Below are 22,249 nucleotides of genomic sequence, written 5' to 3'. Positions count from 1 at the left end.
TAACTGTCTAGTGCAGGTTTGATACTTGCACACCCCCTGTGGGAGCGGGTTCACCCGCGAAGAATGCAACGCGGTATATGGCACCGGCTTCGCCGGTGTTCGCGGGTGAACCCGCTCCCACAGTGATGGTGCAGGTTTTCGGTATTCGAGCGAGGCAGTTACTCCGCTATTACAGAGCGGAGTCCCGCTGCAAGCTGCGCTCTGCCACGATTTCCGGCAGGTCGCGCCGGCGCAGGTAGGTGCGCAGCGGTTCACCGATGTTCAAACGGTCATCCACATGCTGCTCCAGCAACAGCGCCAGCCGTTCGCGGCAAAGAGCCATGCGCTGCCCTTGCTCGGGCCGCCAGACAAACTCGCTGCAGGGCGTGATGCTGGCATCGGCCACATCCATGCCGAAAGAGTCTTCGGAAAAACGCACGATATGCACGCCGCGCTTGCCATGAAAACCGACGAAGCCCTTGAGCTGGTCGGCAGCGTTGCAGATGTCCTGTGAAGTGATGGCCATGACGTAACCTCGCAATGAAATCGGAAGATACGCACGCCAGGCGGGAAAGGGTTGCCTCTGCCGGGCAACTCGTGACTGGCAGCCTAACGCAAGCCATCACACAGGCGCCACGGTTTTCATCGATCAGCAACCACCGTCAACCTGTGAATGCAGCACCTCGCCCAACCATTGCATGAAAGCCTGCACCCGGCGTGACACGTGCCGTTGCCGGGCATAAAGCAGTGATACGGGCATGGCCGGCGCCTGCCAGCCTTCCAGTACCGAAACCAGCTCACCGCGCTGCAGGTGCTCGGCCACGCCCACCGCCGGCACCTGGATCAGCCCCAGCCCGGCCAGGCAGGCCGCCGAGTAGGCCTCGGCATTGTTCACTGTGACCATGCCGGCCATGGCCTGGAAATGCAGTTCACCGTCCTGCAGAAATTCGAAACCGGCACTACGCCCCCCCAGAGTTCGCACGTAATGCACCAAGTGATGCTCGGCCAGGTCCTGCAGCGTGCGCGGCACGCCGTAGCGTGCAAGGTAGGCAGGGCTGGCACAGTTGCGCATGCTCAGTTGGCCGACCGGGCGCGCCACCACATCCAGGTCATGCAGGGCACCAATGCGCATCACGCAATCGAAGCCTTCACGCAGCAGGTCGACCTGGCGGTCGGTACAACTGAGCTCCACCTCCAGGCGCGGGAAGCGCTGCAGAAACTGCGGCAACGCCGGGATGATGACCCGGCGAGCCATCATTGTCGGCAGATCGACGCGCAGGCGCCCGGCCAGCTCGGCATCGTCGGCGCGGAACAAGCCCTCGATTTCGTCCATGCCCGACAGCAGGTCCTTGCTGCGCTCGTACAGCAAGACGCCATCCTGGGTCGCCTGTACCCGGCGGGTGGTGCGGTTGAACAGCTGCGTACCCAGTAAACGCTCGAGCGCCCTGACCTGCTCCGACACAGTCGAACGGGGCAGCCCCAAGCTCTCGGCAGCCAGGGTAAAACTGCTGACCTCGCAGACCCGAACAAAGGTGCGCAACAACTCCAGCTTGTTCAATTCAGCCCTCGTCTATCCGGTTTTACCGAACAGTATTTCCATATTCGCTGGATTTAACAGCACCACACCGACCAATAACCTGTGCTCATCAGCCCACCATGAGGTTTTCACCATGACCCGCAAGATTGCCCTGATCACTGGCGCCAGCCGCGGCCTTGGTCGCAACACCGCAGAACACCTGGCCGCACGCGGCATCGATGTCATCGGCACTTACCACAGCAAGGCGGAGGAAGCCCATGCCGTCGCCGCCCGGCTGGAGCAGGCCGGGGTCAAGGCCATCATGCTGCAACTGGACGTCAGCGACAGCGCCAGCTTTGCCGGTTTCGCCGAATGCCTCGGCGCAACCCTGCAGCAACACTTCGGCCGCGAGCGCTTCGACTTTCTGGTGAACAATGCCGGGATCGGATTGAACGTGCCATACACCGAAACCAGCGAGGCACAGTTCGACCAGTTGCTGAACATCCAGCTGAAAGGTCCATTCTTCCTTACACAGCGCCTGCTGCCGTTGCTGGTCGACAATGGCCGCATCGTCAACATTTCCACTGGCCTGGCGCGCTTTGCGCTACCGGGGTATGCCGCCTATGCCGCGATGAAGGGGGCGATGGAGGTGCTGACCCGCTATCAGGCCAAGGAACTGGGAGCACGTGGGATTCGTGTGAACATTCTGGCGCCGGGGGCGATCGAGACCGATTTTGGCGGCGGCGTGGTGCGGGATAACCGACAGGTTAATGAATACATTGCCGGCAACACGGCGCTGGGGCGGGTGGGCTTGCCGGATGATATCGGGGCAGCGATTGCGCTGTTGCTGGAAGATGGCAACGGCTGGATCAACGGGCAACGGCTGGAGGTTTCGGGCGGGATGTTCCTCTGAAATCGAGGATCTGGGGCTGCTTAGCAGCCCCTTTGGCCCTCACGGCCGACTCTGCTCCTCATGCACCTGCACACTGGCCGTCATTCCCGCACTCAGGGTCACCCCCTCCGGCACCTGGTCCAGGCGAATCCTTACCGGTATCCGCTGCGCCAGTCGCACCCAGTTGAAGGTCGGCTCAACCTCCGGCAGCAACTGGCTGTCGGGGTTGCTGTTGCGGTCGGTGATACCACGGCTGATGCTTTCCACATGCCCTTGCATCGGTTCGCCCGCGCCCATCAGCCAGACCTTCACCGCATCCCCCACACGAATGCGTGGCAGCTTGGTTTCCTCGAAATAGGCCTGGATATAGAAGGTTGAATCGTCCACCAGGGCCATCACCGCCTCCCCGGTATTCACATAGTTGCCCTCGGCCAGGCGCAGGTTGGTGATATGCCCGCTGCGCGGCGCCCGCACTTCACTGCGCGCCAGGTTGATTTTGGCGACCTGCAATTGTGCCTCGGCCTCATGCAGCTCACCGCGGGCGATGGCCGCATTGATCTGGGCGTTTTCCCGCAATTCGGCACTGATCGCCTCCGGCCCAAGTGCGGTACGCCGGGCCGCTTCACGCTCGCGCAGGCGCAGTTGCTGGCTGCGGGTTTCGGTCACCGCACTGGCTTGGTCGAAAGCCGCCTGGAAGCGTTCGCGGTCGATGCTCATCAGCAGGTCGCCGGCCTTGACCTGCTGATTGTCACGGGCCTTCAGCTCGCGCACCCAGCCGGACACATCGGGGGCGATCACCACCACATCGGCGCGCACACGGGCATCGCGGGTCCAGGGGGTGAGCATGTAGTACTGCCACAGCTGATAGCCGGCGAAGATGGCAAGGGCCACCACACACAAGGTGACCAGGGTACGTACGGCCGCACGCATCGAAACACTCCTTTATAAAGCTCCCAGCAGTCGCACTACCAGGAACAACACACAAACGAACAACGCCGCATCGAACAGCGCTTCATGCCAGATCCAGCGCCCCAACGGCGTGGCCTGCACCACCAGACGCAACACGCCGGTAAGCACCAGCGCCATCAACACATAAACCAGGAAAGGGCTGAACAGCACGCCGCCCAATTCCCACTCACGCAACCCCATGGGATTCCTCCTGCCAACGGCACCACTTGCCCCAGCTTTTTTGCAGTTGCAGCACCGCCCCTTCGGCCAACCGCAGCGGATCGCTGGAGGGTAGACGGCGCAAGGCGCCAATGAACTGTTCGCTTGCGGCATCCAGGCTCTGTCCACGCCCTGGCGCCGGCCCTTTGGCCAGCACTGCCTCTACCTGCTGCAGGTATTCGCGCTCGGCCCGTCCCAACGGGGCCTGGGCGACCGCCAGGCACATGCGCAAATGCACCAGTTCGTCACCGATATCCAGGCCGTGCAGGCCGTCGTCCCAGCGCTTGCGTTCGCTCTCGGGCAGGTCGCCGGCATGCCGCGCCAGTTGCATCAGGCGGTCGGCCATACGCCCGCCAAACCAGCTGTCGGCCCCGCGCAGGTCGCGCCGGGTCAGGCGCACCAAGTCATTCTGGGTCGCCGCCCGCAGGCGCTGGCCCAGCCAGGCCGGGTGGCGAAACACCAACAAGCGGAAGGCCATCACCGCCGCCGACACACCCACCAGCATGGCCAAGGCACTGTTGAGCATGGTGGCCACGCCGAACTGCATGGCGTTGAGCGGCGACACCAGCACGATGAAATGCAGGCAATAAGAAGTAGCCGTGGCCCCGGTCCGCGGGTGAGCCATGCCCAGGGCACCAAGAAACAGCGGCACCCCCATGCCCATGCAGAGCATGGCGAAGCTGCTCCATTGCGGCAGCAGAATCTGCCCGACCAGAAAAGCCGCCGGTATTGCCAGGAGGATCCCTCGTAAAAAGCTCAGGCCGATCTGCGCACCATTCTCGCGGCTGGCGAACAGGCTGCAGACCACACAGGTCAGCACCAGGCCACCCGGTGCCGAAGGCCAGGCGGTGGCCAGCCAGAAACCACTCATCACCAGAAAGGCCAGCGCACTGCGTGAGCCGAACAGCAAAGCCAGCGACCAGTCGCGGTGCGCGGCCAAGCCCTGAGACACATCCTTGGGCGCCCTGCCCGCCTCCACATCCTCCAGCGCCTGGCTGGCAGCCATGGCGTAATCCAGCAGCAGTGCCATGCGTGCCAGGCAAAAGTGCTCCGCCGGGCTGATCTGATCATCGTGGGCAGCATCCCAGATGCGCTGGCGCAAAAGCAAAAGGCTCGGCTGATCGGGCTTGCCCAGCAGTGCGCGCACCTCCTCCAGCCAGGGCGCCAGGCGTTCGGCCTCGCCCTCATCAAGTTGCCGCCACTGGCGGCGCACCGAACGGGAAATGCGCAGCAGCACCATCAGTTTCTGGCTCAGGCCGCGAATGGCACGAGCGCGTTGGCGCCCGCGGTTGCCTTCGAACCAGGCGTGTTCGCGTTGGCTGTCGATGGCAACGATACGCCCCAGGCTCTCCAGCAGGCCTTTGCGTGCCTCGTCTTCACCGCCCAGCATGGCACTGGCGGCCTGCAGGCCGTTCTGCCAGGCCTGACGGGCCTGCCCGCCCAGTTGCTGCTCTACCCGCATGGGCCAGAGCAAGGCGCTGCTGGCGGTGGCACAGAAGATACCCAGGCAGATCTCGGTACAGCGCGCCACCGCCTGGTCGAACACCTGCAGTGGGTGATCGATGGCCGGCAGGGCAATGATCGCCGCCGTGTAGCCTGCCAACACGAAGGCATAGGCCCAGGCGCTGCGCAACTGTGTGGAGGCTGCGGTACACAGGGCCAGCCACAGGGCCAAGGTGAGCAGGAACAGACCGGGGGTCTGGGCAAACAGACCGATGAACAGCACCGACATAAACGTGCCGACCAGGGTGCCGGCCAGCCGCGCCAGGCCCTTCTGCACCACCATGCCTGACAACGGCTGGGCGACGATGAAAGCGGTCATCAGGGCCCAGGACGGTTGCTCCAGGCCCCAGCGCATCGCCAGCCACAGGGCCAGGCCGCCACCGAGCAGGGTCTTGATGGCGAACTTGAGGGCGAGGCTGCTGGGAGCGAACAGGGCCAGGAAGGTGATGGGCACGAGACGGACCTTGAGGGGATGGTCTTGTAGAAAGATAGACAATGGTGGGAAGGATAAAGCGGAAACGATTAATTAGCTAGCTAATCATCTTTGTTATGGACAGCTCTCCTGTGCTGCCCGCGAAGAGGCCGGTACAGGCAACACAAAAATTGCAGGCAAAAAAAATGGGCGACCGAAGTCGCCCTAAATGCCTTGCGTGCTCGTGTACCCGGAAGGTCAGCGCGGTTTGCGCTTGTTCGAGTCCTTCCAGATGAAAATGCCCAGACCGGCAAAGAATGCGACCATCAACCCGACCGTTACCACTCCGGCGATAACCACGTTGTCGAAGAACATGCTGGCCTCCCCATTCGTTTGCCGTTGTCCGATGGGTGCAAGTTAACCAATGTGGAGGCGGGGAAAATTGATCGGGGTCAATGGTGCCCGGGGCCGGGCACGCGAGGCGGGTGCAGGGTTGACCTGCGTCAAGTTTCAGCGCTTCTTCGGCTTGCCCTTGGGCTTCTTTTTCTTGGCACTGTTCAACGGCAGGGCCTGCTCGAACGCATTGCGCATTTCGTTCAGGCGCTTTTCCTTGAGGTCGTGGACGCGCTTGGCGCGTTCGGCATCGAAATCGATGAGGTTGTCTTGGCTCATGGGTGGGCTCGACGATCAACTGAGACTTGCATGATGAAGCCAGGCGCTGGCGCTGACCAGCCCCGCGTCAGACTTCGATGTCCACCAGCAGCCCCTGGCGTACATGCTCGCCCATCAACGGCGCCACCGGCACGGTATTGTCGGCGTTGACCTCGTCACCCGGCATTGCACTGTAGCGTTCGTCGTCGCCCTTCTGCCGACGTTGCTGCTGGCGGCGCTGCTCGTCGCGCAGCAGCAGCGCCTGCTCCTGCGGGTCACGCTGCTGCTTGAGGTCGATGGCACTTTCACCGGATGCAGGCTGGGTCGGCACCACCGGCTTGATGTCGGGTGTCGGCTTGACCGGGTCCTGTTGCGAGGTCACCGGGGCGGCACTGAGCGGAATGATCGGTGGCAGCATGGACGTTCTCCTATGCCCCCTGTATCGGCAGGCGCGGGTTTACCTTGATGGCATGCACAACACTTATTCGGCTTCGTCGTCAGGGTTATCGTCGCTAGGTGGGCTGGCCTCGCTCCAGGGCCGCTTGTACACCTGCTGCCAGACCGCGTCCATGTGCTCGCGCAGCACCTGCGGCGCGGCCTTTAGCGAGGCGCTGTCCTCACGCTCACCGCCGATCGGCTCTTCACCTGCCGGGGTGATCAGCGACTGGCCGGTGATGCTGTAGCTGGCCTGCCCTTCGCGCATCTCGATGGCGATGTCGTGCGGGTCGATGCCACCGCCACAGAATGCGTGGCTGGCAACCGTCACCTCGGCGATGCCGTCCTTGTTCAGGTCGCCGACATCGCTGACGTCGTTATAGAAGTCCACATCCAGGTCCAGGCCCGGGCAGGTGGTTTCCTGTTCGATCTGCCAGCGCGCCTTGAACGCGTCATTTTCGGCCTTGCGCCCGTACAGCGTGGCCTTGAGTACCACCTTGTCAACTTCCTGCTCGCTTTCCGGGTCGCTGGCCTGGCCATCGCTGCGGCTCAACACCAGCAGGCCTTCACCGTCGCGGTCACGAAAGTGCACGCTCTTGATCGGCGTCTGCACGCCCAGCACCTCGAGCTGTTCGATCGGGATGGCGGGCAAGGTCTCGAAGTTTTTCTGCTCGCAGGCGGCCAGCAGCAACAGGCTGCCCACGGCCATCGAAGCGCTGATCCAGCGGTGCTTGGCAGACATGTTGATCCGGAGCCCTCGTCGGCAGCACGGTGGGGGACGATGAAGCGGCTAGACTGTTGCTACCTATCGCACTTCGGCACCTTTCGATGCGCTCGGCACTTTGGTCTGACCGGCCGATCCGTTAACATAACCGGCTTTTTCATCGCGGGAGTTCAGGCAGTATGGCGCAGCAGTATCAACCGGGGCAACGCTGGATCAGCGACAGCGAAGCCGAGCTCGGCCTGGGTACCATCCTGGCGCAGGATGGCCGCCTGTTGACCGTGCTCTACCCGGCCACTGGCGACACCCGCCAGTATTCCCTGCGTAATGCGCCGCTGACCCGCGTGCGCTTCTCGCCAGGTGACCAGATCACCCACTTCGAAGGCTGGAAGTTGACCGTGCGCGAGGTCGAGGACATCGACGGGCTGATGGTCTACCACGGCCTGGACGGGCAGAACCAGCCGCGCACCCTGCCAGAAACCCAGTTGTCGAACTTCATCCAGTTCCGCCTGGCCAGCGACCGCCTGTTCGCCGGGCAGATCGACCCGCTGTCGTGGTTCAGCCTGCGCTACAACACCCTGCAGCACACCAGCAAGCAGATGCAGTCGGCGCTGTGGGGCCTGGGCGGCTGCCGTGCCCAACCCATCGCCCACCAGTTGCACATCGCCCGCGAAGTCGCCGACCGCAGCGCGCCGCGCGTCTTGCTGGCCGACGAAGTAGGCCTGGGCAAAACCATCGAAGCCGGCCTGGTGATCCACCGCCAGCTGCTGTCTGGCCGCGCCAGCCGCGTACTGATCCTGGTACCGGAAAACCTCCAGCACCAGTGGCTGGTGGAAATGCGCCGCCGCTTCAACCTGCAGGTGGCCTTGTTCGACGCTGAGCGTTTCATCGAAAGCGATGCCAGCAACCCGTTCGAGGATGCCCAGCTGGCGCTGGTGGCCCTGGAGTGGCTGGTAGAAGACGAAAAGGCCCAGGACGCGCTGTTCGCCGCTGGCTGGGACCTGATGGTGGTGGACGAAGCCCACCACCTGGTCTGGCACGAAGACCAGGTCAGCGCCGAATACGGCCTGGTCGAACAGCTGGCCCAGGTGATCCCGGGCGTGCTGCTGCTCACCGCCACCCCCGAGCAGCTCGGCCAGGACAGTCACTTCGCCCGCCTGCGCCTGCTCGACCCCAACCGTTTCCACGACCTGGCCGCCTTCCGCGCCGAGAGTGAGCACTATCGCCCGGTGGCCGAAGCCGTACAGGAACTGCTCGACGAAGGCCGCCTGTCGCCCAAGGCCCACGCCACCATCCAGGGCTTCCTGGGTGCCGAAGGCGAAGCCTTGCTGGCTGCGGTCAGCGACGGCGATACCCAGGCCAGCGCGCGCCTGATCCGTGAGCTGCTCGACCGCCACGGCACCGGCCGCGTGCTGTTCCGTAACACCCGCGCGGCGATCCAGGGCTTCCCTGAGCGCCAGCTGCACCCTTACCCACTGGCGACGCCCGAGCAGTACCGCGACCTGCCAGCCGGCGAACATGCCGAGCTGTACCCGGAAGTCGCCTTCCAGGCCCAGGGCGAGGTGGCCGATGACGAGCGCTGGTGGCGTTTCGACCCGCGCGTCGACTGGCTGATCGACACCCTGAAGATGCTCAAGCGCACCAAGGTGCTGGTGATCTGCGCCCATGCCGAAACCGCGATGGACCTGGAGGACGCCCTGCGCGTGCGCTCCGGCATCCCGGCCTCGGTGTTCCATGAGGGCATGAGCATCCTCGAACGCGACCGCGCCGCCGCCTACTTCGCTGACGAAGAGTTCGGCGCGCAGGTGCTGATCTGCTCCGAGATCGGCAGTGAAGGCCGCAACTTCCAGTTTGCCCACCATCTGGTGATGTTCGACCTGCCAGCGCACCCCGACTTGCTCGAACAGCGCATCGGCCGCCTCGACCGTATCGGCCAGAAGCACACCATCCAGCTGCATATCCCGTACCTGCAGGACAGCCCGCAAGAGCGCCTGTTCCAGTGGTACCACGAAGGCCTCAACGCCTTCCTCAACACCTGCCCTACCGGCAACGCCCTGCAGCACCAGTTCGGCCCGCGCCTGCTGCCACTGCTTGAAGGTGGCGAAAGCATGGCCTGGGAAGCCCTGGTGGCCGACGCCCGCAGCGAACGCGAACGCCTGGAAGCCGAACTGCATACCGGCCGTGACCGTCTGCTGGAGCTCAACTCCGGCGGTGCCGGCGAAGGCCAGGCGCTGGTCGAGGACATTCTCGAACAGGACGACCAGTTCGCCCTGCCGATCTACATGGAAACCCTGTTCGACGCCTTCGGCATCGACAGCGAAGACCATTCCGAGAACGCCCTGATCCTCAAGCCGAGCGAAAAGATGCTCGACGCCAGCTTCCCGCTGGGTGACGACGAAGGCGTGACCATCACCTACGACCGTGGCCAGGCGCTGTCGCGCGAGGACATGCAGTTCCTCACCTGGGAACACCCGATGGTACAAGGCGGCATGGATCTGGTGCTGTCCGGCTCGATGGGCAACACCGCCGTGGCGCTGATCAAGAACAAGGCGCTCAAACCCGGGACCGTGCTGCTTGAACTGCTGTTCGTCAGCGAGGTGGTGGCACCGCGCAGCCTGCAACTGGGGCGTTACCTGCCACCGGCGGCATTGCGCTGCCTGCTCGATGCCAACGGCAACGACCTGGCGTCCCGCGTGGCCTTCGAAACCCTCAACGACCAGCTGGAAAGCGTGCCACGCGCCAGCGCCAACAAGTTCGTCCAGGCCCAGCGTGACGTGCTGGCCCAGCGCATCGGCAGCGGCGAGGCCAAGGTCATGCCGGCCCACGTCGAGCGCGTGGCCGAGGCCCAGCGCCGCCTTAAAGCGGAGGCCGACGAAGAACTGGCCCGTCTGGTCGCCCTGCAAGCGGTCAACCCGAGCGTGCGCGACAGCGAGATCGAAGCGCTGCGCAAGCAGCGCGAAGAGGGCCTGGCGATGCTGGAAAAGGCCGCCCTGCGCCTGGAAGCCATTCGCGTGCTGGTGGCTGGCTAGTCTTTCCCCGCACCCGTGTAGGAGCGGCCTTGTGTCGCGATGGGCTGCGCAGCAGCCCCAGCATTTTTGCGGTAGTGCAGAAATCTGGGGCTGCTGCGCAGCCCATCGCGACACAAGGCCGCTCCTACAAAATGCGAGCCAATATTCTTGGCGGCGATTGATTCCATAACCAAATCGTAGGAATCAATGTGCCATTAGTCAGGAAGGCTTAAACACCTCTTCCTATACTGCCTCTGGACAGTCTGCACAGGGTTTAGCGCAGACGAGTGAAAACTCGATCATGAGGCATTCCATGGAATGGCTGGGGCTGCAACTGTTCGCCGACCTGCCGGCAACCGGGCGCATCGTCATCGATTGCCGGCATGAACCGTTCCTGGTTCTGCTTGCCTACCTCGTCGCCTGTGCGGCCTGCTTCGCCACGCTGGACATGGCCGAGCGACAATCCCACAGCGAAGACCCCACCGCCCACCGACAATGGAACATGCTTGGTGCCTGCTGCCTGGCAGGAGGTATCTGGGCCATGCATTTCATCAGCATGCTGGCCTTCCAGGCGCCAGTAGAAATGCACTACGACGCGTCCCTGACCATCCTTTCGCTGCTCATTGCACTGGCCGTCGCCTGGCTGGCCATGCACAGCCTCGACCGCAGCCAGATGCGCACAATCCATTACCTGCGAAGTGCAGTACTGATCGGCCTGGGCATCATCCTGATGCACTTCGTAGGCATGGCCGCCCTGGAAACCGGTGCCCGCCAGTACTACCAGACCGGCCTGCTGCTGGCCTCTGCCACCATTGCCCTGCTCACCAGCCTGACCGCGCTATACCTGGCCCGCTACTTCCGGCAGGGCAGCGGTACCTTGCACCAGGCCATGAAATACGGCGCCAGCCTGCTGATGGCTGGTGGTATCGTTGCCACCCACTTCACCGCGATGTCGGCCATGACCCTGGTCATCCCGGCCGACACCGCCCTGCGCCTGCCCTCTGGCGACAACAGCCTGCAACTGGCGCTGGGCATCGGCTTCATCACCATGCTGATCAGTGCTGCCAGCATCAGTAGCGCACTGGCCGACAAGAAGCTGCAAAGCAAGGAGCACGACCTGCGCCGGGTCAGCGTGCTGCTCAGCCAACTGGACCAGGCCCGCGCTTCGCTGCAGCAGGCCGCGCACTACGACGCCCTGACCAACCTGGTCAACCGCCGCGGTTTCAACCAGGTGTTCGCCGAACGCCTGGCCGAGCACCAGGCCACGGACAGCCACCTGGCGGTGATGTTCCTCGACATCGACCATTTCAAGCGCATAAACGACAGCCTCGGTCACGACGCCGGCGACGAACTGCTCAAAGTGATCGCCGGACACATCAAGGCCGCCACCCGAAACCACGACCTGGTCGCACGTCTGGGCGGCGACGAGTTCTGCGTGGTCACCAGCCTCACCAACCGCGACGAAGCCCGCCACCTGGCCCAGCGCATCATGCAGAGGATGAAAGAGCCCATAAACCTGGGCGGCCGGCGCATGGTCATGACCACCAGCATCGGCATCAGCATCTTCCCCGACGACGGCACCACCGCCGAAGAGCTGCTCAAGCATGCAGACCTTGCGCTGTACCAGTCCAAGGGTAACGGGCGCAACAGCCTGAACTTCTTCAACGACAGCCTGAAGACCCAGGCCTCGATTGCCCTGCAACTGGAAGAGGAACTGCGGGTGGCGCTGCTCGAGGAGCATGGGCTATGCGTGCACTACCAGCCGATCTTCGACCTGCGCAGCAGGCAAGTGGCCAAACTGGAGGCCCTGGTGCGCTGGCAACACCCGCAACACGGCCTGCTCGGGCCTGATCGTTTTGTCGCCATCGCAGAGGCCAACGGGCTGATCATCGACCTCGATCTGTGGGTGCTGCGCCACGCCTGCGCCGACCTGGCCTATCTGCAGCGCCACGGTCATGGAAACCTCAAGGTCACGGTCAATTGTTCGGCCGTCACCCTCAGCCACGACGAACTGCCCAACGAAGTGGAAAAGGCGCTGTTCCACGCCGGGCTCGCACCCCGACAGCTGGAACTGGAAGTGACCGAGAACGCCTTGATGGGTGACATCCAGCGCACGGTAAACCTGCTCACGCGCATACGCGCCCTGGGCGTGGCGCTGTCGATCGATGACTTCGGCACCGGCTACTCGTCGCTGGCCTACCTCAAGCGCCTGCCGCTGGACGTGCTTAAGGTCGACCGCAGCTTCCTGCAGGATGTGCCGGGTAGCCAGAAGGATCGCGAAATTGTCCAGGCGATCATCGTCATGGCGCATACCCTGCATCTGCAGGTGGTCAGCGAGGGCGTGGAAACCGCCGAACAGCTGGCGTTTCTCCAAGCCCACGGCTGCGACTACCTGCAGGGCTACCTGCTGGGCCGCCCGGAGCCGCTGGCCGAACTACGCTCGCTACTGGAGCGGGTTCGGCACAAGGGCGGCGTGTTCAGCCCTTGCTGCGATACAGCTCAACCAGTGTCGCCGGATCCTTTTGCAGGTACCCCTGGCTTGCGTGCAGGCGCATCAATTGTGCGGCAAGGCCACTGAGCGGCGTCGCCGAGCCTTGCTCGCGGGAGAATTTGACCGCGCCGTCGAGGTCCTTGAGCAGCGTGCGCACATGCCACTTGATCGGCTCGAAGCGGCTCTCGGCCATTTGCGGAGCGAGGATCTGCAACGGTCTGGAGTCGGCAAAACCGCCCGCCAGCGCTTCGGCGATCAGCGTCGCGTCGACACCGGACTGTTCAGCCAAGGCAACCACTTCGGCGATTACCAGAGCATTGCAGGCCACGATCATCTGGTTGCAGGCCTTGGTCACCTGGCCTGCGCCCACCGCGCCCATATGCGTCACGCGCTGGCCAAGTACCTGCAGTACCGGGCGCGCACGCTCCAGGTCGGCTGCCTCGCCACCGACCATGATCGCCAGGGTGCCGGCTTCGGCCCCGGGGGTGCCCCCGGACACTGGCGCGTCCAGCCAGGCCATGCCGCACAGCGCTGCCAGTTCGGCGGCCATTTCACGAGTGGCAGTTGGCTCCAGGCTGGAGAAATCGACCAGTAACTGGCCGCTGCGTCCGCCTTGGGCAATGCCTTGCTCGCCGAACACCACCTCGCGGACCACGGCCGTGTCGGCCAGGCACAGCAGCACCATGTCGCTGTCGCGGCACAGTTCGGCAGGGCTGCTGGCCAGGCGCGCGCCAGCCGCGACCAGTGCAACGCACTTGTCCGGGCTGCGGTTCCATACCGTCAGCGGGTAACCCGCTGCCAGCAGGCGCCGACACATGGGCAGGCCCATCAGGCCGATGCCGGCGAATCCAAGCGAAGGTAGTTTTGAGTTCATCAATGACTCCGGACAAATTCGATATCGATCCGGGCCGCTTTGCGGCCTTCGCGGGCGCGCCCTCTCCCACAGCACCAGCGCTGGTCTGAAGAGCAACATCTGACCTGTGGGAGCGGGCATGCCCGCGAAGGGCTGCAAGGCAGCCCCCCATTACGCATCCCGTAAACTGTTACCGCCACGCCGAATTGTTACTTCCCTCTACCCGCCTTGAACGCCTTCAAGCACCAAAACGGGGCTGCTGCGCATTTTCGCGCACCAAAAACGATCACGCCTCTGTCGGGCGCTTTGCCTGAATCACGATGAACGGCGAAACCACCACCGCCCAGATCTCTGGATCGCGGCTTTGCAGGTCCAGGGCTTGCTCGGCGGTTACCGGACCAACAGTGCCATCACTACGCCACTTGGCGAAGATCTCGCTGCGATTCTCGGCCATCGCCTCGGCAACGGCAATCAGGTCGAGGCTCGGGTCGACCCAAATCAGGTCACCCTTGGCCCAGAAACGCTCCAGCGCTTTCCACTCGATGATTGCCGTCTCGCCAAGCAATTTGGCATAGAGGGTGCTTGTTTGATCAGTCATGGGTGGTTTCCGCAAAAAATCGGCCAATAAAAAAGGTCGGCATTTTTGCAGAAAAACCCGGTTTCAAATATGTAATTTGGTCGATTGATCCCGAACTTGTGGGGCGGGGTCGCAGATGCAGGCAGTTTGATGGCGCCTTTCTGTATCTTTGTGTCGACCATGCGACAACCCAGGAAGCAGGCACTTTTCGACCGCTTTTCAAGCGCTCGAACAGCGCTCTACACTGTACCGGTACAGTTCCGGGACATGTTCCGGGGGAAGGTGGGCTTGCGCGTTGGCATGGCCACGCCGCAAATCCCGCCCGGTCTGTAGCCCTGGCCGCCAGGACTATAAGAATTACAACAGAATGAGTGGAGCACTATGATCAAGATTTCCAAGCTGTTCGCCGCAATGGTTCTGGCAGGGGTAGCCAGCCATTCGTTTGCCGCCGATACCATCAAGATCGGGATTGCAGGTCCCAAGACCGGCCCTGTGACCCAGTACGGCGACATGCAGTTCATCGGCGCAAAGCAAGCCATCAAGGATATCAACGCCGCGGGCGGCGTGGATGGCAAGATGCTCGAAGCCAAGGAATACGACGACGCCTGCGACCCTAAACAGGCCGTTGCAGTCGCCAACAAAGTGGTCAACGACGGCGTCAAGTTCGTCATCGGTCACCTGTGCTCCAGCTCCACCCAGCCTGCGTCCGACATCTACGAAGACGAAGGCGTGATCATGATCACCCCGGCCGCGACCTCCCCGGAAATCACCGCACGTGGCTACAAGCTGATCTTCCGCACCATCGGTCTGGACAGCGCCCAGGGCCCGGCTGCCGGCAACTACATCGCCGACCACGTCAAGCCGAAGGTTGTCGCCGTCCTGCACGACAAGCAGCAGTACGGTGAAGGCATCGCCACCGCGGTCAAGCAGACCCTGGAAGGCAAAGGCACCAAGGTTGCCGTGTTCGAAGGCCTGAACGCCGGTGACAAGGACTTCTCCTCGATCATCCAGAAGCTCAAGCAGAACAACGTCGACTTCGTCTACTACGGCGGCTACCACCCAGAGCTGGGCCTGATCCTGCGCCAGGCTCAGGAAAAGGGCCTGAAAGCCAAGTTCATGGGCCCGGAAGGCGTGGGCAACGACTCCATCTCGCAGATCGCCCAGAACGCCTCCGAAGGCCTGCTGGTGACCCTGCCGAAGTCGTTCGACGCGGACCCTGCGAACAAGAAGATCGTCGACGCCATCAAGGCTGACGGCAAGGACCCAAGCGGCCCGTTCGTGTTCCCGGCCTACTCGGCTGTCGAGCTGATCGCCCAGGGCATCAAGGAAGCCAAGTCCGAAGATGCCGACAAGGTGGCAGCCGCCATCCACAAAGGTACCTTCAAGACCCCGACCGGTGACCTGTCGTTCGACGACAAAGGCGACCTGAAAGACTTCAAGTTCGTGGTCTACGAATGGCACTTCGGCAAGCCGAAGACCGAAGTCTCCCCTCAGTAACTGCGTGACTAATAGCTGACCGTAGAAGCCCACTGTGCGAGCAGTGGGCTTTGTTTTACGAGGTTCATGGGCCTGATCCCCGCGATCCGGGGGCGGGCTCACCTGAAAATCTTAAAACCGTCACCCGCGGTTTCCTGGCCTACCCCCGCCAGCGAAATGCAAATCAGGTTTTTAGGAGCGCTGTAATGCCTGAGATCTACCATTTCTTCCAACAACTGGTTAATGGATTGACCATCGGCAGCACCTATGCCTTGATCGCCATCGGCTACACGATGGTGTACGGCATCATTGGCATGATCAACTTCGCCCACGGCGAGGTGTACATGATCGGTTCCTACGTGGCCTTCATCGCCCTGGCGGGCCTGGCCATGATGGGTATCCATTCGCTGCCTGTCCTGATGACCGTCGCCTTTGTCGCGACGATCTTCGTCACCAGTGCCTATGGCTACAGCATCGAACGGGTTGCCTACCGCCCCCTGCGCAACAGCAACCGCCTGATCCCGCTGATTTCCGCCATCGGCATGTCGATCTTCCTGCAGAACACCGTCCTGCTGTCGCAAGATTCCAAGGACAAGTCCATCCCCAACCTGATCCCCGGAAGCTTCTCGTTCGGGCCAGGCGGCGCGGAGGAAGTACTGATCAGCTACATGCAGATCCTGGTGTTCGTGGTCACCCTGGTGGCCATGACCTGCCTCACCCTGTTCATCTCCCGTTCCCGCCTGGGCCGCGCCTGCCGCGCCTGCGCCGAGGACATCAAGATGGCCAACCTGCTGGGCATCAACACCAACAACATCATCGCACTCACCTTCGTCATCGGTGCCGCCCTGGCGGCGGTGGCGGCCGTGCTGCTGAGCATGCAGTACGGGGTGATCAACCCCAACGCCGGTTTCCTGGTGGGCCTGAAGGCCTTCACCGCGGCGGTGCTGGGTGGCATCGGCAGCATTCCGGGCGCCATGCTCGGCGGCCTGGTGCTGGGCGTGGCCGAAGCGTTCGGTGCCGATATCTTCGGCGACCAGTACAAGGACGTTGTGGCATTCGGCTTGTTGGTTCTTGTCCTGCTATTCCGGCCGACCGGCATCCTGGGCCGCCCGGAGGTTGAAAAAGTATGAACAGAAATCTCAAACAGGCGTTCTTCAGCGCCTTGCTGGTATGGGCCGTGGCCTTCCCGGTACTGGGCCTGAAACTGAGCATCGATGGCATCAGCCTGGTAGTGCACAGCCAGGGTTCGTTCACCATCGGCATCATCGCAGTGTGTTCGGTGCTGATGTTCCTGCGCGTGCTGTTCGACAAGCAGTGGAGCTCGGTAATGGGCCGCCGCTCGGATCGCAAGCTGATCCCGCCGGCGGTCAGCAACTATCTGACCCTGCCGAAAACCCAGCGCTACGTGATCATGGGCCTGATCGTCGCGGCACTGGTGTGGCCGTTCTTCGGCTCGCGCGGCGCGGTCGACATTGCCACGCTGATCCTGATCTACGTGTTGCTGGGCCTGGGCCTGAACATCGTGGTCGGTTTGGCAGGCCTGCTCGACCTCGGTTACGTCGGCTTCTACGCGGTCGGTGCCTACAGCTACGCCATGCTCTCGCACTACCTGGGCTGGAGCTTCTGGGTATGCCTGCCGATCGCCGGCCTCATGGCCGCTACCTTCGGTTTCCTGCTCGGCTTCCCGGTGCTGCGCCTGCGCGGTGACTACCTGGCGATCGTGACCCTCGGCTTCGGCGAGATCATCCGCCTGTTCCTGCGTAACCTCACCGACTGGACCGGCGGCCCCAACGGCATCAGCAACATCCCCAAGCCAGAGTTCTTCGGCCTGACCTTCGAACGCCGTGCCGCCGAAGGCATGCAGACCTTCCATGAGTTCTTCGGGCTGGAATACAACTCGATCAACAAGGTCATCTTCCTCTATCTGGTGGCCCTGCTGCTGGCCCTGCTGGCGCTGTTCGTGATCAACCGCCTGCTGCGCATGCCGATCGGCCGCGCCTGGGAAGCCCTGCGCGAAGACGAGATCGCCTGCCGTGCTCTGGGCCTGAACCCGACCGTGATCAAGCTGTCGGCATTCACCCTAGGCGCCTGCTTCGCCGGTTTCGCCGGCAGCTTCTTCGCTGCGCGCCAAGGCCTGGTGACGCCGGAGTCGTTCACCTTCATCGAGTCGGCGATCATCCTCGCCATCGTCGTGCTCGGCGGCATGGGCTCACAACTGGGCGTGATCCTCGCGGCCATCGTGATGATCCTGCTGCCCGAGCTGATGCGTGAGTTCAGCGAATACCGGATGCTGATGTTCGGTGCGCTGATGGTGTTGATGATGATCTGGCGTCCGCAAGGCCTGCTGCCTATGCAACGTCCACACATGGAGCTGCGTCGATGAGCCGCGAAATTCTGCAAGTCAGCGGCCTGAGCATGCGCTTCGGCGGCTTGTTGGCGGTCAACGGCGTGGGCCTGACCGTCAAGGAAAAACAGGTGGTGGCACTGATCGGCCCGAACGGCGCCGGCAAGACCACCGTGTTCAACTGCCTGACCGGCTTCTACAAGCCCAGCGGCGGCACCATCCTGCTCGATGGCCAGCCGATCCAGGGCCTGGCCGGGCATCAGATCGCCCGCAAGGGCGTGGTGCGGACATTCCAGAACGTGCGCCTGTTCAAGGAAATGACAGCGCTGGAAAACCTGCTGATCGCCCAGCACCGCCACCTCAACACCAACTTCTTCGCCGGCCTGTTCAAGACCCCAAGCTTCCGCCGCAGCGAGAAGGAGGCCATGGAGCGCGCGCAGTACTGGCTGGAGAAGGTCAACCTGACCGAGTTCGCCAACCGTACCGCCGGCACCCTCGCCTACGGGCAGCAGCGCCGCCTGGAAATCGCCCGCTGCATGATGACCCAACCGCGCATCATCATGCTCGACGAACCGGCTGCGGGCCTGAACCCGAAGGAAACCGAAGACCTCAAGGCGCTGATCGCCTACCTGCGTGAGTCGCACAACGTCACCGTGCTGCTGATCGAGCACGACATGAAGCTGGTGATGAGCATTTCCGACCATATCGTGGTGATCAACCAGGGCACACCCCTGGCCCACGGCACACCGGAAGAGATCCGCGACAACCCTGATGTGATCAAAGCCTACCTGGGGGAAGCGTAAATGCTGAAGTTCGAGAACGTTTCCACCTTCTACGGCAAGATCCAGGCGCTGCACAGCGTCAATGTGGAGATCAACCAGGGCGAGATCGTCACCCTGATCGGCGCCAACGGCGCCGGCAAGTCGACCTTGCTGATGACCCTCTGCGGCTCGCCGCAGGCGCACAGCGGCAGCATCAAGTACCTGGGTGAAGAACTGGTCGGCCAGCCATCCTCGCACATCATGCGCAAGAGCATCGCGGTGGTACCGGAAGGCCGCCGCGTGTTCTCCCGCCTGACCGTCGAGGAAAACCTGGCGATGGGTGGTTTCTTCACCGACAAGGGCGATTACCAGGAGCAGCTGGACAAGGTGTTGCAGCTGTTCCCGCGCCTGAAGGAGCGTTATATCCAGCGTGGCGGCACCATGTCCGGTGGCGAGCAGCAGATGCTCGCCATTGGCCGGGCGCTGATGAGCAAGCCCAAGCTGCTGCTGCTCGACGAGCCATCGCTGGGTCTGGCGCCAATCATCATCCAGCAGATCTTCGACATCATCGAACAGCTGCGCCGTGATGGCGTGACGGTGTTCCTGGTGGAGCAGAACGCCAACCAGGCGCTGAAGATCGCTGACCGGGCGTATGTGCTGGAGAACGGCCGGGTGGTGATGCAGGGTACTGGGGAAGCACTGTTGACCGACCCGAAGGTGCGCGACGCGTACCTGGGAGGTTGACCAGAAAAAGGGCCATCTACTGGCCCTTTTTTCTACCTGTCAGAAATGTGTTGCCTGTACTGGCCCTATCGCCGGCACAGGCAACCATTAACTTGTGATCCAGCGCCAGCCTGAGTAACGTGGCCGGCTTTCATGGCAAAGATTTCCCCGGAGCCCGCCCCATGCGCCTCACCCCCACCCTGCTGCTCACCGCCCTGCTGCCCCTGTTCGCCGGCTGCCAGCTCATGGCTGACGCCCCCAGCGACCCGAACATCGGCACTACGCGCCTGCAGGGCGAGTTGCGTGCCGGCGGTGGCCAACTGCTGTTCAAGCCGTGTAGCGAAAACCGCACTTTCGTGATCAGCGACGTCGCCGCAACCGGCATCCTGCAGGAAGCCGCCAACCTCGCCAAGGACGCCAACGACAAACTGTTCGCCGACGTCCGTGGCCGCCTCACCGGCAGCAGACAGGCCAACAACGACGGCCAGCTTGAAGTTCGCCGCCTGTACCGCCTGGAACCTTCCACCCGGGCCTGTGAAGACCCCAACTTCAAGCAGCTGACCCTGCGCGCCAACGGCCATGAGCCGGAATGGGACATCAAGGCCAGCGGCAAAGGCATGGTGCTCAACCGCGTCGGCCAGGCCCCCCTGCCCCTGCCCTTTCTGGAAGAAGAAGTGCCCGGCGGCGGCCTGACCCTGACCAGCGAAGCCAACGGCCAGCACGTGGAGCTGTGGGTCGCGCCACAACGCTGTGTAGACACCGCCACCGGTGCCATCCACCACTTGCGTGCCGAACTGCGCATCGACGGCAAGACCCTGCTGGGCTGCGGTTACTATGGCGGTGCACGCGACAACTGATCGCCGGGCGCTTTTATCCTGCCAGTCGGGGCGGCGAACAGCTTATACTTGGCGGTTTGTGTAAAGCCGCCGGCCGCCCATGGCCGGGATACTGGACCCTGCCATGCTACGAATCACCGAACTGAAGCTGCCCCTGGACCATCCCGACGAAGCCCTGCGTGAAGCGATCGTCCAGCGCCTGGGCATCCGCGACGAGCAACTGCTCAGCTTCAACCTGTTCAAGCGCAGCTACGATGCGCGCAAGAAGAACAGCGAACTGCTGTTCATCTACACCATCGACCTGGAAGCCAGCAACGAAGCCGAGCTGCTCAGCAAGTTCGCCGACGATCGCAATATCGGCCCGGCGCCAGACGTAACCTACAAGTTCGTCGGCAAGGCCCCTGCCGATCTGCAGGAGCGCCCGATCGTGGTCGGCTTCGGCCCGTGCGGCATCTTCGCCGGCCTGTTGCTGGCACAGATGGGCTTCAAGCCGATCATCCTCGAGCGCGGCAAGGAAGTACGTCAGCGCACCAAGGACACCTGGGGCCTGTGGCGCAAGAGCGTGCTCAACCCCGAGTCCAACGTGCAGTTCGGCGAAGGCGGCGCCGGCACCTTCTCCGACGGTAAGCTGTACAGCCAGATCAAGGACCCGCAGCACCACGGCCGCAAGGTGCTGGAAGAGTTCGTCAAGGCCGGTGCGCCGGACGAGATCCTGTACATCAACAAACCGCACATCGGCACCTTCCGCCTCACCGGCATGGTCGAGCAGATGCGTCAGGACATGATTGCCCTCGGCGCCGAAGTGCGCTTCCAGCAGAAGGTCACCGACCTGCTGATCGAGGATGGGCAACTGACCGGCGTGGTGCTGGAGAGCGGCGAACAGCTGCACTCGCGCCATGTGGTGCTGGCGCTGGGCCACAGTGCTCGCGACACCTTCCGCATGCTGCACGCCAAAGGCGTGTACATGGAAGCCAAGCCGTTCTCGGTGGGCTTCCGTATCGAGCACCCGCAAACGCTGATCGACAAGGCTCGCCTGGGCAAGTACGCCGGTCACCCGAAACTCGGTGCCGCCGACTACAAACTGGTGTACCACGCCAAGAATGGCCGCTCGGTGTACAGCTTCTGCATGTGCCCGGGCGGCACCGTGGTCGCAGCAACCAGCGAGCCAGGTCGGGTGGTTACCAACGGCATGAGCCAGTACTCGCGTAACGAGCGCAACGCCAACTCCGGCATCGTCGTCGGCATCGACCCCGAGCGCGATTACCCGGGCGGCCCGCTGGCCGGCATCGAGCTGCAGGAACGCCTGGAAGCCCACGCCTACGTGATGGGCGGCAGCAACTACCAGGCCCCGGCACAGCTGGTGGGTGACTTCGTCGCCGGCCGGCCGTCGACTGCACTGGGCAGTGTCGAGCCGTCCTACAAACCGGGCGTGACCCTGGGCGACCTGGCGCCGAGCCTGCCGGACTTCGCCATCGAAGCCATTCGTGAGGCGCTGCCAGCGTTCGACCGGCAGATCAAGGGCTACAACCTGCATGATGCAGTGCTGACCGGGATCGAGACCCGCACCTCCTCGCCGCTGCGCATTACCCGCGGTGAGGACTTCCAGAGCCTGAACCTCAAGGGGCTGTTCCCGGCGGGTGAAGGGGCCGGGTATGCGGGCGGGATCCTGTCGGCGGGTGTCGATGGGATTCGCATCGCCGAGGCGGTGGCGCGGGATATGCTCGGCCTCTGAGCCTTTTACATGCCAGGGCCTCTTCGCGGGTAAACCCGCTCCCACAGGTACTGCACGGTATTGAAGACTGTGAAGTATCTGTGGGAGCGGGTTTACCCGCGAAAGGGCCACTGCAGACATCAAAAAAATCCACAACAATCATCAGATTTCCCCTCCCCACTCCTTCCCCATC

General features: G+C 63.0%; 21 protein-coding genes. 10 read left to right on the top strand and 11 right to left on the bottom strand.

Features of this window, described 5'->3' with window-relative positions; translation table 11 throughout:
- Window positions 1-169: 169 nt before the first annotated feature.
- Both RR51_RS22945 and RR51_RS22940 read right to left on the bottom strand, forming a co-directional pair.
- Window positions 170-505, bottom strand: coding sequence for a DUF2025 family protein (locus tag RR51_RS22945; protein WP_013973906.1), 336 nt, complete (start codon window positions 503-505; stop codon window positions 170-172).
- A gap of 123 nt (window positions 506-628) precedes the next feature.
- Window positions 629-1,537, bottom strand: coding sequence for a LysR family transcriptional regulator (locus tag RR51_RS22940; RefSeq protein ID WP_039614777.1), 909 nt, complete (start codon window positions 1,535-1,537; stop codon window positions 629-631).
- Between the two features lie 112 nt (window positions 1,538-1,649).
- On the opposite strand from RR51_RS22940, the gene RR51_RS22935 reads away from it, so the two are divergent.
- Window positions 1,650-2,408 carry an SDR family NAD(P)-dependent oxidoreductase gene (locus RR51_RS22935; RefSeq protein WP_013973908.1) on the top strand — a complete coding sequence of 253 codons (759 nt, stop codon included), beginning with the start codon at window positions 1,650-1,652 and terminating at the stop codon, window positions 2,406-2,408.
- Window positions 2,409-2,447: 39 nt separating this feature from the next.
- On the opposite strand, the gene RR51_RS22930 is transcribed toward RR51_RS22935, so the two are convergent.
- From RR51_RS22930 to RR51_RS22905, 7 genes are all read right to left on the bottom strand, one after another.
- Window positions 2,448-3,317, bottom strand: a complete 870-nt coding sequence (locus RR51_RS22930; RefSeq protein ID WP_039614776.1) for an efflux RND transporter periplasmic adaptor subunit — start codon at window positions 3,315-3,317, stop codon at window positions 2,448-2,450.
- Window positions 3,318-3,329: 12 nt separating this feature from the next.
- Window positions 3,330-3,536: a DUF1656 domain-containing protein gene (locus RR51_RS22925; protein ID WP_013973910.1), complete on the bottom strand. Its 207-nt coding sequence runs from the start codon at window positions 3,534-3,536 to the stop codon at window positions 3,330-3,332.
- Window positions 3,523-5,511, bottom strand: coding sequence for an FUSC family protein (locus RR51_RS22920; protein ID WP_039614775.1), 1,989 nt, complete (start codon window positions 5,509-5,511; stop codon window positions 3,523-3,525). The genes RR51_RS22925 and RR51_RS22920 overlap by 14 nt, the downstream gene beginning before the upstream one ends.
- A 216-nt stretch (window positions 5,512-5,727) precedes the next feature.
- Entirely contained in the window at window positions 5,728-5,844 is a 117-nt protein-coding gene (gene ccoM / locus RR51_RS31835) for a cytochrome c oxidase subunit CcoM (RefSeq protein WP_003254862.1), read from the bottom strand.
- A gap of 135 nt (window positions 5,845-5,979) precedes the next feature.
- Window positions 5,980-6,141, bottom strand: coding sequence for a hypothetical protein (locus tag RR51_RS31325; RefSeq protein ID WP_003258944.1), 162 nt, complete (start codon window positions 6,139-6,141; stop codon window positions 5,980-5,982).
- A gap of 67 nt (window positions 6,142-6,208) precedes the next feature.
- Window positions 6,209-6,538 (bottom strand): hypothetical protein, encoded by a 330-nt coding sequence (locus tag RR51_RS22910; RefSeq protein ID WP_003258942.1) that lies wholly within the window; start codon window positions 6,536-6,538, stop codon window positions 6,209-6,211.
- A 63-nt stretch (window positions 6,539-6,601) separates the two neighbouring features.
- Entirely contained in the window at window positions 6,602-7,297 is a 696-nt protein-coding gene (locus RR51_RS22905; protein WP_039614774.1) for a M949_RS01915 family surface polysaccharide biosynthesis protein, read from the bottom strand.
- Window positions 7,298-7,458: 161 nt separating this feature from the next.
- Between RR51_RS22905 and rapA the strand changes: the two genes are divergently transcribed.
- Window positions 7,459-10,305, top strand: a complete 2,847-nt coding sequence (gene rapA / locus RR51_RS22900) for an RNA polymerase-associated protein RapA (protein ID WP_039614773.1) — start codon at window positions 7,459-7,461, stop codon at window positions 10,303-10,305.
- Between the two features lie 292 nt (window positions 10,306-10,597).
- Complete coding sequence (locus tag RR51_RS22895; RefSeq protein WP_039614772.1) at window positions 10,598-12,862, top strand: putative bifunctional diguanylate cyclase/phosphodiesterase; 2,265 nt, start codon at window positions 10,598-10,600, stop codon at window positions 12,860-12,862.
- Here the strand turns inward: RR51_RS22895 and RR51_RS22890 are convergent.
- Together RR51_RS22890 and RR51_RS22885 are read right to left on the bottom strand one after the other, a co-directional pair.
- Window positions 12,762-13,649 (bottom strand): NAD(P)-dependent oxidoreductase, encoded by an 888-nt coding sequence (locus RR51_RS22890; RefSeq protein WP_039614771.1) that lies wholly within the window; start codon window positions 13,647-13,649, stop codon window positions 12,762-12,764. The genes RR51_RS22895 and RR51_RS22890 overlap by 101 nt on opposite strands.
- Window positions 13,650-13,914: 265 nt before the next feature.
- Window positions 13,915-14,226 carry a DUF2288 domain-containing protein gene (locus RR51_RS22885; RefSeq protein ID WP_003258939.1) on the bottom strand — a complete coding sequence of 104 codons (312 nt, stop codon included), beginning with the start codon at window positions 14,224-14,226 and terminating at the stop codon, window positions 13,915-13,917.
- 360 nt (window positions 14,227-14,586) lie between these two features.
- Here RR51_RS22885 and RR51_RS22875 point away from each other — a divergent pair, with 360 nt between their 5' ends.
- The 7 genes from RR51_RS22875 to RR51_RS22845 all read left to right on the top strand — a co-directional run bounded on the left by RR51_RS22875 (window position 14,587) and on the right by RR51_RS22845 (window position 22,077).
- A complete protein-coding gene (locus RR51_RS22875) occupies window positions 14,587-15,702 on the top strand; it encodes a branched-chain amino acid ABC transporter substrate-binding protein (RefSeq protein WP_024087643.1) in 1,116 nt (371 codons plus the stop codon).
- A gap of 185 nt (window positions 15,703-15,887) precedes the next feature.
- On the top strand, window positions 15,888-16,811 hold the full coding sequence (gene livH, locus RR51_RS22870; protein ID WP_013973918.1) for a high-affinity branched-chain amino acid ABC transporter permease LivH: 924 nt from the start codon (window positions 15,888-15,890) through the stop codon (window positions 16,809-16,811).
- A complete protein-coding gene (locus tag RR51_RS22865) occupies window positions 16,808-18,064 on the top strand; it encodes a high-affinity branched-chain amino acid ABC transporter permease LivM (protein ID WP_015271529.1) in 1,257 nt (418 codons plus the stop codon). Before livH ends, RR51_RS22865 begins: the two co-directional genes overlap by 4 nt.
- Window positions 18,061-18,828 (top strand): high-affinity branched-chain amino acid ABC transporter ATP-binding protein LivG, encoded by a 768-nt coding sequence (gene livG, locus RR51_RS22860; RefSeq protein ID WP_013973920.1) that lies wholly within the window; start codon window positions 18,061-18,063, stop codon window positions 18,826-18,828. The genes RR51_RS22865 and livG overlap by 4 nt, the downstream gene beginning before the upstream one ends.
- The gene (locus RR51_RS22855) at window positions 18,829-19,530 is read left to right on the top strand and encodes an ABC transporter ATP-binding protein (RefSeq protein WP_013973921.1); all 702 of its coding nucleotides are present in this window, start codon (window positions 18,829-18,831) and stop codon (window positions 19,528-19,530) included. It begins immediately after the preceding gene.
- Window positions 19,531-19,691: 161 nt separating this feature from the next.
- Window positions 19,692-20,366, top strand: a complete 675-nt coding sequence (locus RR51_RS22850; RefSeq protein WP_039614770.1) for a COG3650 family protein — start codon at window positions 19,692-19,694, stop codon at window positions 20,364-20,366.
- 103 nt (window positions 20,367-20,469) lie between these two features.
- Window positions 20,470-22,077 carry an NAD(P)/FAD-dependent oxidoreductase gene (locus RR51_RS22845; protein ID WP_015271531.1) on the top strand — a complete coding sequence of 536 codons (1,608 nt, stop codon included), beginning with the start codon at window positions 20,470-20,472 and terminating at the stop codon, window positions 22,075-22,077.
- Window positions 22,078-22,249: the final 172 nt, after the last annotated feature.

Origin of the sequence: Pseudomonas sp. C5pp (genome assembly GCF_000814065.1) — a bacterium.
GTDB lineage: Bacteria > Pseudomonadota > Gammaproteobacteria > Pseudomonadales > Pseudomonadaceae > Aquipseudomonas > Aquipseudomonas asiatica.
The sequence above is the reverse complement of the archived record's forward strand: the minus strand, read 5'-3'. Positions and strand labels throughout refer to the sequence as shown.